Source organism: Sphingomonas sp. T1, from assembly GCF_902506585.1.
Taxonomy (GTDB): domain Bacteria; phylum Pseudomonadota; class Alphaproteobacteria; order Sphingomonadales; family Sphingomonadaceae; genus Sphingomonas; species Sphingomonas aerolata.
Window position 1 is genome coordinate 654489 of record NZ_LR733875.1, and the last position, 13975, is coordinate 668463.

The following is a 13975-nucleotide window of genomic DNA, read 5'->3' on the forward strand; positions in this document are numbered from 1 at the left end:
CGCGCTGCGAAACGCCCTGCGCGCGGGGAAGCCGCCCGGTTGAGCTTGCCGCGGGGCTGCCCTAGACCCGTCACGCCACCGGCTCGCGTCCGCACATCGCGGCGACGATCCGGGGCGTGATGGAGAGCGCCGCGCATGTATTCTGACCCCGCCCCGAAGCGCAAAGCTGCGAAGCCCCCGACGGCGGTGACACGATGATCCTCCTGCTGCTGGCCGCGCAGGCCGCGACGCTCGGTGCGACCAATTACGGGCTCGACGCACCGATGCCGACGCCCAGGACGACGCCAGCCTTTGCCGACGAATTCAACGGGCGAACGATCGATCGCAACAAATGGCGGTTCGACACCTCGCGCAATGCCGAGGGCTGGGCCAATCACGAGCGCCAATATTATGCCAAGGACCGGCCCCGGAATGCACGGATCGAAAAGGGCTCGCTGATCATCGAGGCGCGTCGCGAGACGCTGTCGAAGGCGCGCTTCCCCGACTGGGGCGGCCAGAGCTACAGCTCGGCCAAGCTCGTCTCGCGGGTGCCACGCGGCTATGGCTTCTACGAAGTCCGCGCGATGCTGCCCTGCGGTCGCGGCAGCTGGCCCGCGGTCTGGCTGCTGCCAAGCGGCGGCCGCTGGCCCGACGAGGGCGAGATCGACATCGTCGAGCTGGTCGGATGGGACCCGAACGTCGTCCATGCGACGGTACACAGCGGCGCGTTCAACCACACCAAGGGCACCCAGCGCGGCGCGCAGAAGCGCGTGGCGACCGCCTGCACCCGCTATCATCGCTATCAGCTCGACTGGCGCGCCGATGTCATCACGATCGGCGTCGACGGCCGCGCGGTCATGCGCGTCGCCAATGACCAGCCCGGCGGCAAGGCGGCCTGGCCGTTCACCCGGCCCTATGACCTGATCCTCAACCTTGCGGTCGGCGGCGACTGGGGCGGGCAGAAGGGGATCGACGACACAGCCTTCCCGCAGCGCATGGCGGTCGACTATGTCCGCTACTGGCGCCCTGCCCCGAACCGGTCGCGCCGCTGATCGCCATCAGCCTCAGCGCCGCCCGCGCGCGGCGAGCAGGATCATCCCCCCGCCCAGCGTCAGCACCGCGAGCACGACCAGCACCGCATCGAAATCGCGCGGCGTCGCCAGCGCCCAGGTGATCACCGGCCCGAGCAGCCCGGGCAGGGTGTTGGCGAGGTTGAGCAGTCCGAGGTCGCGTCCCCGGTGCCGCGCGCTCGGCAACAGCTGCATCGCAAAGCCCGCGTGCAGCGCCAGGAAGACGGACGTCCCGCCCGTATAGACGCAGAACGCCGCCGCACCGCTGGTGAAGTCGCGCGCCGCCATCATCGCGATCAGCCCCGCCGCCGCGACCAGCGCCGCCGCGAACAAAAACGGCTTGGTCCGCCCGGTCCGATCGGCAAGCCGGCCGACGAGCACCGCGATCGGCAGCGGCACGCTATAGGCGACGATCATCACGGTCCCCATCCTTGCGGCGAGCACCGACTCCGGTACCGAGGGGGCGACGGTCTCGAAATAATAGAGAAGATAGACGAACAGCGCGCTGCCCGCGATCTGCACGAGCAGCCGCGCGGTCCAGGCGAGCAGCAGATCGCGCCGCAGCATCGACCGCAACACCGGCGGCGGCGCCCCCGCCTGCCGCGTCCCGCGCACGATCACGAGCGGGAGTGTGCACATCGCGACGGTGACCGCGATCACCGCGAACCGCGCCGGCTCGCCGAACCGGCTCGCCCCGACCAGCGCGGCGGACAGCGTCGCCGCGACCGGATTGGCCATTGCCAGCAGCCCGCCCGCGACCCCCTTGCGGCCATCGGGCACCTCTTCGGCGATGATCGCCATCAGCGGCGCGATCACCGCGTTCAGCGCGACCTGGAACAGGACGATCCCCGCCACCAGCAAGGCAGGCGTGGTCGCGGCCGCGAGCCCCGCATAGGACGCCATCGTCGCAACGACGCCCCCCGCCATGATCCCGCGGCGGCCTCCGCCCCGGCTGACCAACCGGTCGCCCAGCCAGCCAAAGCCGATATTCGCCACGCTAGCCGCGATCGCTCCCGCGATCACCGTCACCGTCAGCAGATCGAGACGACCGTCGCCCGCCACCTGATCGACCTTGATCGGCAGCAGCAGCGTCAGCAGCGGCAGATAGCCGACGACCGCCCCCGCATAGGCAAGCGCGCAGACGAAGAGGAAAGCTGCCGGTCGCGGCGCGGGTGACGGCGACCGGCCATGCGGGGAGGAGGAAACGGTACGCGGCACGATGGCGCCCTTGTGACCCGCTCGCCGCCGTCGGGCAACTCGGAACCACCCCCGCCGCCGCCGCGGCTGGTCTACGCCCCGGTCAGGGTTTCATCGTCATCGGCTCGAGCGTCGTCGTCAGCAGCTGCGACCGATCTGCGGCATCATGCGCCAGCGCGACGCGGTAGCGGCCCCCGGCAATCCGCCACCCCGGCAGCGCGGTGTCGTACTGCGCGACGACCCGCGGCTCCGCGGTCAGCGTCACACGCCGCGACTCGCCCGGTTTGAGCGTCAGCCGCGTGAACCCCGCAAGCCGCATCGGCGTCGCCGTCCCCGCCCCGTCCGCCGCCGCCTGCGCGACATAGATCTGCGGAACGTCCGCGCCCGCACGGCGCCCGGTGTTGACGACGTCGAACGTCACGCTGAGCCGCCGGCCGCCGGTCACCACCGGATTGCGATAGGCGAAGCTGGTGAAGCTCAGCCCGTGCCCGAAGGCGAACAGCGGCCGCTGGCGCTGCTTCTCGTACCAGCGATAGCCGACGTCCGCGCCCTCGAAATAGTCGACCGGAAAGCTTTCGAGCTGGATCGCGGCGGCGTTCGCCGGATTGGCGGCCGCCTGCGCCTCGACCGACGTCAGCCGGTCGAGACCGACCGGCGCCGGGCGTGGCGCCTGGGACGCGGCGGCGGGGAAGGTGATCGGCAGCCGGCCCGACGGCGACACCCTGCCGGTCAGGATGTTCGCGATCGCCTCGCCGCCGCGCTGTCCCGGATACCAGGCCTGCAGCACCGCCGGCACCGCATGGATCCAGGGCATCAGCACCGGCCCGCCGGTTTCGAGCACTGCCACCGTCCGCGGCTGCGCCTTCGCCACCGCCGCGATCAGCGCGTCCTGATTATCGGGCAGCGACAGCGTCGGCACGTCCTGCGCCTCGGTCGTCCACTGCGTCGCAAAGACGATCGCCATGTCCGCGTCGCCGGCGGCGCGCGCCGCCGCATCCGTATCCTTGCCGTCGACAAAGGTCACCACCGCGCCCGGCATCGCCGCGGTGATCGCCTTGAGCGGCGACGAGGCATGATAAGTATAGCGCGCGAACGACATCGCCGCGCCCGAGGTCAGCGGGATCTCGATCGGCGCGCCACCGACCGAGCGGACCTGGCTCGATCCCCCGCCCGACAGCACGCCAACGTCCGCTCGTCCACCGATCAGCACGATGCGTTTGGCGGTGCGTGCGATCGGCAGCATGTCGCGGTCGTTCTTGAGCAGCACGATCCCCACTTCCGCCGCGTCCTGCGCAACGGTGGCATGACGCGCATAGGGGATCGGCGCCTCTGCGGCGGGCATCGGCGTGTCATAGGCGCCGGTTTCGATCAGGCCGGTCAGATAGCGGACGATCATGTCGTCGAGCCTCGCCCGAGACACGCTGCCGTCAGCCACCGCGGCCTTGAGCGGCGCGCCGAAGTAGATCGCCTTGTCGAGTTCCTGTCCCGACTGCTGGTCGAGCCCGGCATTGGCCGCCTTCGCGGTCGAATGCACCGCACCCCAGTCGCTCATCACCCAGCCGCGATAGCCCCAGTCGCGCTTGAGCACGTCGGTCATCAGATGCTTGTTCTCGCACGCCCAGTCGCCATTGACCTTGTTGTACGCGCACATCACCGAGCCCGGCTTCCCGCGCTCGATCGCGATCTGGAACGCGAGCAGGTCGCTCATCCGCAGATCGGCCTCGCCGATCCGCGCGTCGACGACCATGCGACCGGTCTCCTGCGCGTTGAGCGCGAGGTGCTTGACGGTCGAGACGATATGGTTCGACTGGACCCCGGCGATATGCGCGCCGGCCATCGAGCCCGCCAGCAGCGGATCCTCGCCGAGATATTCGAAGTTGCGCCCGTTCCAGGGATCACGCGTCAGGTTGACGCCCCCTGCCAGCAGCACGTTGAACCGCTTCGCCCGCGCCTCCGCGCCGATCATCGCGCCGCCTGCGCGTGCGATTTCGGGGTCGAAGCTCGCCGCGGTGGCAAGCCCCGACGGCAGCGCGGTCGCGACGTCACCCTTGCGCTGTTCGACCTGGTTGGCGACGCCGAGCGACGCGTCGCTCTCGCGGACCAGCGGCACGCCCAGCCGCGCAATGCCGTCGATATGACCCGCCGACGGGATCAGCGTGTCCGTCGTCTTGCCCGCCGCCATCGGCGGGAACAGGCCGTGTGCCAGCTTGATCTTCTCGTCGATCGTCATCCCCGCGACGATCGCCGCAGCCCGCCGTCGCGCATCGGGTCCGGCGTCCTGCGCCGCCGTCGCTGGCGCCTTGGGCGGAGCGACCTTCGCAGGCGTCTCGCGCGCCTCGACCATGGCGGCGATCCCCATCAGTGACACGCCCAGCATCAGCGCCCGATACCCCGTCGACATCCTCATTCCCTTCCGATTTTTCGCCTCCCCCTGCGGACTGCGACACGCGTCCGGCCGGGCTGTGGCACCATTGTCACTATTCACAGCATATTTAGTGAACGTTCACAACCAGCAGCCCAAATCCTTGACACGAATCGCGAAAAGGGAAAGTGAACGTTCACACGGAAGGCGCACTCATAGCGTCGGCTACAGGGAGGATTACCATGCGTGGCTTCACGGCTCGCTCGCTTTCGCGTCTTGTCATCGGCACATCGGCACTGGCGCTCGCCGCTATTCCCGGCGTCGCTCTGGCGCAGGATGCCGCAGCCACGGTCGGCAATCCCGGCCCGTCCGACATCGATCCGCAGGCCGCACCCGCCACGCCCGCCGATCCGAACGCGGTCACCGACGACATCGTCGTAACCGGCATCCGCGCGTCGCTGCGCGAGGCGATCGACATCAAGCGCAACGGCCAGGGCGTGGTCGACGCGATCTCGTCCGAGGATATCGGCAAGTTCCCCGATACCAACCTCGCGGAATCGCTCCAGCGCATCACCGGCGTCTCGATCGACCGCTCGAACGGCGAAGGCTCGACCGTCACGGTCCGCGGCTTTGGTCCTGAGTACAACCTCGTCACGCTCAACGGGCGCCAGATGCCGACCTCGACGCTCGGCGACGGTGCCAGCGCGCCCGCCTCGCGCTCGTTCGATTTCGCCAACCTCGCCTCCGAAGGCGTCGCCGCGGTCGAGGTCTACAAGACCGGTCGCGCCGCAGTCCCGTCGGGCGGGATCGGCTCGTCGATCAACATCCGCACCCCGCGTCCGATCGACAAGCCCGGCACGCGCGGCAGCATCGCGGTCAAGGGCGTGCTCGACAGCTCGCGCAACGGCAAGGATCCGATCACTCCCGAAGTGTCGGGCATCCTGTCCACCACCTTCGCCGACGACCGCATCGGCGTCCTGCTCAGCGGCGCGTATCAGCGGCGCAAGGCGAGCAACAATTCGGCGGGCGTCGGCTTCCGCGACGGCTTTCTCGGCGCGGAGAACAACTGGGGCACGCTCGCCCAGCCCGGCACGCCCGGCGGTGCGAACATCACCAACCGTCCCGGCCCGACCGACGTCTACGAAATTCCGCAAAGCGCCAATTACGATGTCGTCGACATCGATCGCGAGCGCATCAATGGTCAGCTCGTGCTGCAGGCCAAGCCGACCGACACGCTGACCGCCACGCTCGACTTCACCTATTCGAGCAACAAGGTCGAAGTCCGCAACAGCAGCGTCGGCATCTGGTTCAACTTCGGCGACACGCGCAGCGCCTGGACCGATGGTCCCGCGGCTGGCCCCGTCTTCTATTCGGAGAATTTCGCGCCCGGCAAGGATCTGTCGTACAGCAGCTCGCTGACCGCGAACAAGTCCGAGAACAAGTCGCTCGGCGGCAACCTGACCTGGGAAGCGCCCGGCAACGTCACGATGTCGCTCGACGCGCATCATTCGACCGCGGTGTCGAAGCCGACCAACGATTACGGCAGCAGCACGTCGATTGGTGGCGCGATCTTCGGCGTCCAGTCGCAGAGCATCAATTTCGAGAAGGACCTGCCGGTCATCTCGTACCAGATGTATCCCGGCATCGACCCGCTGAACGCGTCGCTGATCACGCCCACCGGCAACGCGTTCCGCAACGCCTATTTCAAGAACGAGATCAACCAGCTCCAGCTGAAGGGTCATTACGACCATGACGGCGATTTCCTGAGCAGCATCGACTGGGGTTTCTCCTATGTCGATAACAAGGTGCGCTCGGCTTACGGCTTCATCCAGAACGAGACCTGGGGCGGTGTCGACCCGCGCGGTGCGTCGTTCGGCGCGGCGGCCGTGCCAGACGATTTCTTCAACCTCACCAGCCTGCCCGACAAGTTCAAGGGCGTCGCCGGATCGAACGATCCCGCGCTGCCGCCGTCGATCTACACGTTCAATTTCGAGCAGATGGCCGAACTGCTGCGCTCGCAATATGCGATCTGCAGCGCACCGCAGACGGGTGTCGCGGCGGAAGGCACCTGCCTTGCCAATTACACCAACGATCGCCGCATCCGCGAACGCACGATCTCGCCCTATATTCAGTTCAACGGCAAGTTCGACATGTTCTCGATGCCGGCGCACCTGATCGGCGGCGTCCGCTATGACGAAACGCAGGTGAACTCGTCGGCGCTGGTGCCGATCCCGAACGGTACGCGCTGGACGGGCGCGAACGAATTTGCGCTCACCTACGGCGCCAATTCGTTCACCTCGCTGAAGGGCCGCTATCACAACTGGTTGCCCGCGGTCGATTTCGACATCGAACCCCTCCGCAACGTCAAGCTGCGCGCGTCCTACAGCCACACCATCACGCGCGCCGATTACGGCAGCCTGCAAGGTGGCCTGAACATCGATTCGAACCCGCGCATCGGTGGCGGCACGGGCAGCCAGGGCAATCCGAACCTCGTTCCCTTCAAGTCGAAGAACATCGATCTGTCGGCGGAATGGTATTACGGTGCCGAAAGCTACATCTCGGTCGGCTATTTCAACAAGGACGTGAAGAACTTCATCGGCACGACCCAGGTCAACACGTCCGCGTTCAACCTGCGCAACCCGGGCTCGGGGCCCCGCTATCGTCAGGCGGTCGCAGCGCTTGGAACGACGGACAATCTCCAGGTTCGCGATTACATCCTGCGCAACTTCCCCGCCTCGTCGCAGGTCACGGGCACCAGCGATTCCGGTCTGCTGAACGGCAACATCTTCGGCCTGCCCGAAGACGACCTGTTCAACTTCCAGCTGAGCCAGCCGTTCAACAGCGACCAGACCGCCAATATCGACGGGTGGGAATTCGCGCTGCAGCACAGGCTCTGGAACACCGGGCTCGGCGTCATCCTGAACTACACGATCGTCAATGGCGACGCGAAGTATGACAACACGCTCGATCCAAACATCGGCCAGTTCGCGCTGACCGGGCTCAGCGACAGCGCCAACGCGGTCGCCTATTACGACAAGAACGGCATCCAGGCGCGTGTGGCCTATAACTGGCGCGGCGAATTCTATGCCGGCGGCGCCTTTGATCCGCTCTATGTCGAATCCTATGGGCAGGTCGACGCCAGTGCGAGCTATCAGGTCACCACGGGGCTGGCGGTGTTCGGCGAGGTCATCAACCTCACCGGCCAGGGCCGTCGCGGTCACCGTCGCTCTGACAATTTCGCCACCTTCGCGCAGCCGGGCTATGCCCGCTACGCAGCCGGCCTGCGGTTCAACTTCTGACCCGCGGCGCCGCCCGACCTACGGAACGACCACTCCCCCACGGGGGGTGGTCTTTTCGGCGCCGGGGCGGCACAAAATGACAGTGTCGGACATGCAAACTGACGGGCTGGACATGGATCGGGCGATCACCTCGATCGTGATCGTCGGCGGTGGCACCGCCGGATGGCTCGCCGCGTGCCTCATCGCCGCCCGCGCGGACCGTGATGCTGAGCGACCGCTTCAGGTCACCCTGATCGAATCGCCCGACGTCGCAACGATCGGCGTGGGTGAAGGCACATGGCCGACGATGCGCCGTACGCTCGAACGGATCGGGATTTCAGAAACCGAATTCCTCCTCGCCTGCGATGCCGCGTTCAAACAGGGATCGCGCTTCGACGGATGGCGCACCGGCGCGCCCGACGACCGCTATCTCCACCCCTTCACGACCCCCGCCGAGGCAGCCCCCCGCGATCTCGCCTCGGCTTGGTCCGACAGCGGCGTGGCCTATGCCGAAGTGGTCTGCGCGCAACATGCCGTCTGCAGCCAGGACCTTGCCCCGCGTCAGCGCGCGATGCCCGATTATGCGGGCACGCTGAACTATGCCTATCATCTCGATGCCGGCAAGTTCGCCGCCCTGCTCGCCCGGCACGCGACCGAACGACTCGGGGTGCGCCATGTGCGCGACCATGTCGTCGGCGTCGATGGCGCGGCCGATGGCGACATCGCCGCGGTCCGCACGCGCGTATCGGGCCGGATCGAAGGCGACCTGTTCCTCGATTGCACGGGTCATGCCGCAATTCTGATCGGCGAGCATTACGGCGTCGGCACGATCGACCGCGGACGCGAACTCTTCAATGACCGCGCGCTCGCAGTCCAGCTGCCGGTCGCCGCCGACAGCGCGATCGCGTCGCAGACCAATGCCACCGCGCACGCCGCGGGCTGGATCTGGGATATCGGCCTGCCAGCGCGTCGCGGCATCGGCTGCGTCTATTCGTCCGCGCATCTCGACGACGACGCGGCCGCCGACACGCTCACCCGCTATTTGCGCGCGACCGCCCCCGACGCACCGCTCCCCGACTTTCGCCCCCTGCGGTTCCAGTCGCGCCACCGCGACCGTTTCTGGCACCGCAACTGCCTCGCCATCGGCCTGTCCGCCGGCTTCCTCGAACCGCTCGAGGCATCTGCGATCGTGCTCGTCGAGCTCTCGGTCGACGCGCTGCTCGACAATTTCCCGGCCACCCGCCGCACGATGGATCTCCACGCCGCGCGCTTCAACACGCTGTTCCGCTATCGCTGGGACCGGATCGTCGAGTTCCTCAAGCTGCATTATGTCCTCAGCCAGCGCGACGAGCCCTATTGGCGCGACCACCGCGATCCCGGGTCGATCCCGCCGCGTCTCGCCGAGCTGCTGCAGCTATGGGCGGACCAGCCCCCGTCGCACGCCGATTTCCCGATGGTCGACGAGATCTTTCCCGCGGCGAGCTATCAATACGTGCTCTACGGCATGGGCTTTCCCGCGCCGCGCCGCACGCCAGTCCGCACGGGCGCGCGCGGTGCCGCCGACATGCTCGTGCAGCAGGTCGACCGGCACGGTCGCATGCTCGCCGCCGCCCTGCCGACCAATCGCGCCTATCTCGATGCCCTGCGGCATGCGATGACAAGCGCTACCATGGAAACGAGAGCCTGATGCCCGACCACGCGATCCTGACGCCCGAAGAGCACCGCGACCTGCGGATCCGCACCGACCGGTCGGATGCGCTCGGCGACGCCGTGATGGCGTGCATCACCGTCCCCAGCGAATTCCGCCGCGTCCAGACCCATTATCCGATCCTCTTCCAGCGCGACCAGACCCGCGACGGCTTCACCGCGCTCGCGATGTTCGGGTTCGAAGCGGGCGAAAACCTGTTTCTCGAGGGCGGGCGCTGGGATGCCCGCTATCGCCCGCTCGCGATCGACAGCCAGCCCTTCCTCGTCGGTCGTGGGCCGGAGGGTTCGTCGCTGCGCCAGGTGCATATCGACATGGCGAGCCCGCGGATCGGCGCCGGCGAAGGCATGCGCGTGTTCGACGATACCGGTCGCCCGACGCCGTTTCTCGAACGTATCGCCGATCAATTGCGCGCGCTCGACGAGGATTATGTCGCCGCGACCGCGTTCTTCGCCGCGCTCCAGCGCCACGACCTGCTCGAACCGCTGACACTCGACGTTACGCTCGAGGATGGCTCGAAGAACCGCCTGGTCGGCTATCACGTCATCGACGAGGATCGCCTGGAAGCGCTCGATCCCGCATCCGTCGCCGAGCTTCACGCCGAAGGCCATTTGCTGCCGATCTTCATGGCGCTCGCCTCGCTCGGCCAGATCGGGGATCTCGTCGCGCGCAAGAACCGACGGCTCGCGCATGGCTGACGCCGGCACCGCGGGGATCTTCGCCGCCCTGCCGCGGATCCGCGAAGTCGACATCAGCGGGGCGGCGGCGCTCGACACGCTGCTGCGCGAGGCGACGACGCCGTTCATCGTCCGCGGGCTCGTCGCCGACTGGCCGATGGTCGAGGCCGGACGCCAGTCGGGACGTGCGGCGCGTGATTATATCGAGCGCCATGCCCGGCCCACGCCCTTTGCCGTCTCGGTCGGTGCGTCGCAGAGCGGCGGCCGGCTCTTCTACGGCGACATGCAGGGCATGAACTTCCAGATGATGCGCGCGCCGCTGCCCGAGATCTTCGCGCGGATGACCGAGAATGAGGGGGTCGACGGCGCACCGTCCATCTATCTCGCCTCGATCGACATGCAGAATTTCTTCACCGGGCTGCACGAGGCCAATCACGTCGATCTCGGCGACCGCACGCCGCTCGCGAGCATCTGGATGGGGACGCCGACCCGGATCGCGGCGCATAACGACGCGCCCGACAATCTGGCCTGCGTCGCGGTCGGTCGTCGCCGCTTCACGCTGTTTCCGCGCGACCAGTTCCGCAATCTCTATCTCGGGCCGGTCGACAATACCCCCGCGGGCCGCGCGGTGAGCATGGTCGACTTCCACGACCCCGACTTCGCCGCCTATCCCGGCTTCCGCGATGCGCTGGCGCAGGCGCAGGTCGCCGAGCTCGACGCCGGCGATGCGCTCTATATCCCTGCCCTGTGGTGGCACCATGTCGAGGGGCTTTCGGACTTCAACGTGCTGGTCAATTACTGGTGGCGCGACACGCCGCGCTGGCTCGGCCAGCCGCAGGATGCGCTCAACCACGCGCTGCTCGCGATCCGCGACCTGCCCGAGGACGAGAAACGGCACTGGCGCGCCATGTTCGATCATTATGTCTTCTCCGACGACCCCGCGGTCGCGGCGCATATCCCCGAGCCCGAACGCGGCGTCCTCGCCCCGCTCACCCCCGACAGCGCAGGCAAGCTGCGCGCCTTCCTCCTGAGAGCACTCAGCCGATGACCACGCCCCCGATCCACCGCGTCGTCATCGCCGGCGGCGGCACCGCCGGCTGGATGGCCGCCGCCGCGATCGCGCGGACGATGGGCCGCACGGTCGCGGTGACGCTGGTCGAATCCGAGGCGATCGGCACCGTCGGCGTCGGCGAATCGACGATCCCGCCGATCGTGACGTTCAACCGCCTGCTCGGGATCAACGAAGCCGAGTTCATGCGAGAGACGCAGGCGACGTTCAAGCTCGGCATCCTGTTCGACAACTGGAAGGATCGCGGCGACACCTATTTCCATTCGTTCGGCACGACCGGCAAGGATCACTGGTCCGCAGGCTTCCAGCATTTCTGGTTGCACGGCCTGACGCGCGGCCATCACCAGCCGTTCGACGATTACTGCCTCGAACTGCGCGCCGCATTGCAGGGCAAGTTCGCACATCTTCCCGATGGCCGGATGAACTATGCCTATCAGCTCGATTCAGGCCTCTACGCCCGCTTCCTGCGCAAGATGGCGGAGGCCGACGGCACGACCCGGATCGAGGGCCGGATCGCGCAGGTCGAGCTCAACGGCGAGAGTGGCGACATCGCCGCGCTGACGCTCGACTCGGGCGATCGGATCGAGGGCGACCTGTTCCTCGACTGTACCGGCTTTCGCGCTCTGCTAATCGAACAGGCGCTGCATGCCGGGTTCGACGACTGGACGCATTTCCTGCCGTGCGATTCCGCGATCGCGGTCCAGACCGAAAGCGTCCGGCCCGCCCTGCCCTATACCCGCGCAATCGCGCACGACGCCGGATGGCAATGGCGCATCCCGCTGCAGCACCGCACCGGCAACGGCATCGTCTATTGCAGCCGCTATCTCGATCACGATGCCGCGCTCGAGCGTCTGCTCGGCACCGTCGAGGGACCGACATTGACCGAGCCGAACAGGATCCGCTTCGTCACCGGCGCGCGACGCCAGCAATGGCACCGCAACTGCGTCGCGATCGGCCTGTCCGGCGGGTTCATGGAGCCGCTCGAATCGACGAGCATCCACCTGATCCAGCGCGCCATCCTCCGTCTGCTGCGGATGTTTCCGTCCGCCGGGATCAGTCCGCGCGACGTCGCCGAATTCAACGAACAGCAGAATACCGACATGCTGCAGATCCGCGATTTCCTGATCCTCCACTACAAGGCGACCGACCGCCGCGACAGCGCCTTCTGGCGGCAATGCGCGTCGATGCCGGTGCCCGACTCGCTCGCGCACAAGATCGCACTGTTTCGCGAAACCGGCCGCGTCTTCCGCAAGAATGACGAACTGTTCGCCGAAAACAGCTGGGTCCAGGTGATGCTCGGCCAGGGCATCGTCCCGGAAAGCTATCACCCGATCGCGACCAAGATGCGCGACGACGAACTTGTCCGGCTGCTCGGCGGGCTGCGCGACACGACCAACGCGACCGTCGACGCGCTGCCCGATCATGCCGCCTATGTCGCGCATTACTGCAGTACAGCGCCGTCCGCCTCGGCGGGATCCCCGCATCTTGGCTAGGCGCCGTCAGGCTGTGACGATCAAGCATGTTGCAGCGGACGCCGGCGTCTCGCTGCAGACGGTCAGTCGCGTCGTCAACAAGGAAACCGGCGTCCGCCCGCAAATGGCCGAGCGCGTGCAGGCGTCGATCGACCGGCTCGGCTATGTCCCCTCGATCGCCGCCCAGCGGATGGGCGGTTCGCGCTCCTATCTGATCCTCGCGCTCAACGACCGCGAACGCACGATCGCCGACTGGCGCGCGCGACAGGGGACCGACTGGGTCGACCAGATGCTGCTCGGCGGGATGCTCACCTGCGCCGAACATGGCTATCGCCTGATCGTCGAGCTGGTCGATACGCACAGCGATCATATCGAACGCGAGCTGCTGGGCGCGATCGCCGCGCTGCAGCCCGACGGGGTGATCCTCACCCCGCCGCATTCGGGCAATCCGCTGATCATCGACCTGCTCGAGGCGCAGGACATCCGGTTCGTGCGGATCGGCTCGATCAGCGAAGGCCCCGGCGTGCGCCTGATGATGGACGACGCGCGCGCGGCGCGGATCGCGACCGAGCATCTCGTCGCGCTCGGTCACCGCCGGATCGGCTTCATCGCCGGGCCTGCGGACTATGAACTCAGCGGCTGGCGCGTCGATGGCTGGCGCGCGGCGATGGCGGATGCAGGGCTCGACAGTACCGATCTGCTCGCGTCGGGGGATTTCAGCCATACTTCGGGCCGGGCCGCCGCCCGTACCCTGCTCGCGCTCTCCGAGCCGCCGACCGCGATCATCGGCAGCAACGACCAGATGACGCTCGCGACGCTCGAACTCGCGCGCGAAACCGGGTTGCGCGTGCCCGAGGATCTGTCGCTGATCAGCTTCGACGACACGCCAATCATCCGCCTCGCCCACCCGCCGCTGACCGCGATCGTCCAGCCGATCGCCGAGGCGTCGGCGCGCGCGGTGAGCCTCATCATCGCCGGGCTGGCGGGCGATCCTCCGCCGGACCTACCGATCACCGTCGCGGCGGAACTGACAGTCCGCCGTTCGACCGCGCGCCCACCCGCGAGCGGTTGACCGGTCTGCTCGCGCCAACGGGTCCGGCGGGCCTTGCGACGCCCGGCCAACTCCCCCACAGGCGGCGCGGGGACGAACGGAGACCGTCATTTTC

General features: G+C 67.6%; 9 protein-coding genes. 7 read left to right on the forward strand and 2 right to left on the reverse strand.

The window, feature by feature from the left end:
* Positions 1-194 precede the first annotated feature (194 nt).
* Positions 195-1031, forward strand: a complete 837-nt coding sequence (locus GV027_RS02845; protein WP_159510925.1) for a glycoside hydrolase family 16 protein — start codon at positions 195-197, stop codon at positions 1029-1031.
* A gap of 12 nt (positions 1032-1043) precedes the next feature.
* Here the strand turns inward: GV027_RS02845 and GV027_RS02850 are convergent, their stop codons facing one another.
* Together GV027_RS02850 and GV027_RS02855 are read right to left on the reverse strand one after the other, a co-directional pair.
* Positions 1044-2267 carry an MFS transporter gene (locus GV027_RS02850; protein ID WP_201302563.1) on the reverse strand — a complete coding sequence of 408 codons (1224 nt, stop codon included), beginning with the start codon at positions 2265-2267 and terminating at the stop codon, positions 1044-1046.
* Positions 2268-2349: 82 nt separating this feature from the next.
* Positions 2350-4647, reverse strand: coding sequence for a beta-glucosidase (locus tag GV027_RS02855; protein ID WP_236559020.1), 2298 nt, complete (start codon positions 4645-4647; stop codon positions 2350-2352).
* 203 nt (positions 4648-4850) lie between these two features.
* On the opposite strand from GV027_RS02855, the gene GV027_RS02860 reads away from it, so the two are divergent.
* The 6 genes from GV027_RS02860 (at position 4851) to GV027_RS02885 (ending at position 13881) form a co-directional block, all read left to right on the forward strand.
* Positions 4851-7907: a TonB-dependent receptor gene (locus GV027_RS02860; RefSeq protein ID WP_159510926.1), complete on the forward strand. Its 3057-nt coding sequence runs from the start codon at positions 4851-4853 to the stop codon at positions 7905-7907.
* Positions 7908-8019: 112 nt separating this feature from the next.
* Positions 8020-9573 (forward strand): tryptophan halogenase family protein, encoded by a 1554-nt coding sequence (locus GV027_RS02865; RefSeq protein WP_159512693.1) that lies wholly within the window; start codon positions 8020-8022, stop codon positions 9571-9573.
* Entirely contained in the window at positions 9573-10289 is a 717-nt protein-coding gene (locus GV027_RS02870) for a SapC family protein (protein WP_192139024.1), read from the forward strand. Before GV027_RS02865 ends, GV027_RS02870 begins: the two co-directional genes overlap by 1 nt.
* A complete protein-coding gene (locus tag GV027_RS02875; RefSeq protein ID WP_159510927.1) occupies positions 10282-11316 on the forward strand; it encodes a cupin-like domain-containing protein in 1035 nt (344 codons plus the stop codon). Before GV027_RS02870 ends, GV027_RS02875 begins: the two co-directional genes overlap by 8 nt.
* Positions 11313-12830: a tryptophan halogenase family protein gene (locus GV027_RS02880; RefSeq protein WP_159510928.1), complete on the forward strand. Its 1518-nt coding sequence runs from the start codon at positions 11313-11315 to the stop codon at positions 12828-12830. Before GV027_RS02875 ends, GV027_RS02880 begins: the two co-directional genes overlap by 4 nt.
* On the forward strand, positions 12823-13881 hold the full coding sequence (locus tag GV027_RS02885) for a LacI family DNA-binding transcriptional regulator (protein ID WP_236559021.1): 1059 nt from the start codon (positions 12823-12825) through the stop codon (positions 13879-13881). Before GV027_RS02880 ends, GV027_RS02885 begins: the two co-directional genes overlap by 8 nt.
* Positions 13882-13975 lie beyond the last annotated feature (94 nt).

What these genes read in the sequence shown, in the direction of transcription:
- GV027_RS02880 (WP_159510928.1), top strand. Translation starts at nt 11,313, where the DNA reads ATGACCACGCCCCCGATCCACCGCGTCGTCATCGCCGGCGGCGGCACC.
- GV027_RS02865 (WP_159512693.1), top strand. Translation starts at nt 8,020, where the DNA reads ATGGATCGGGCGATCACCTCGATCGTGATCGTCGGCGGTGGCACCGCC.
- GV027_RS02860 (WP_159510926.1), top strand. Translation starts at nt 4,851, where the DNA reads ATGCGTGGCTTCACGGCTCGCTCGCTTTCGCGTCTTGTCATCGGCACA.
- GV027_RS02875 (WP_159510927.1), top strand. Translation starts at nt 10,282, where the DNA reads ATGGCTGACGCCGGCACCGCGGGGATCTTCGCCGCCCTGCCGCGGATC.
- GV027_RS02870 (WP_192139024.1), top strand. Translation starts at nt 9,573, where the DNA reads ATGCCCGACCACGCGATCCTGACGCCCGAAGAGCACCGCGACCTGCGG.
- GV027_RS02855 (WP_236559020.1), bottom strand. Translation starts at nt 4,647, where the DNA reads ATGTCGACGGGGTATCGGGCGCTGATGCTGGGCGTGTCACTGATGGGG.
- GV027_RS02845 (WP_159510925.1), top strand. Translation starts at nt 195, where the DNA reads ATGATCCTCCTGCTGCTGGCCGCGCAGGCCGCGACGCTCGGTGCGACC.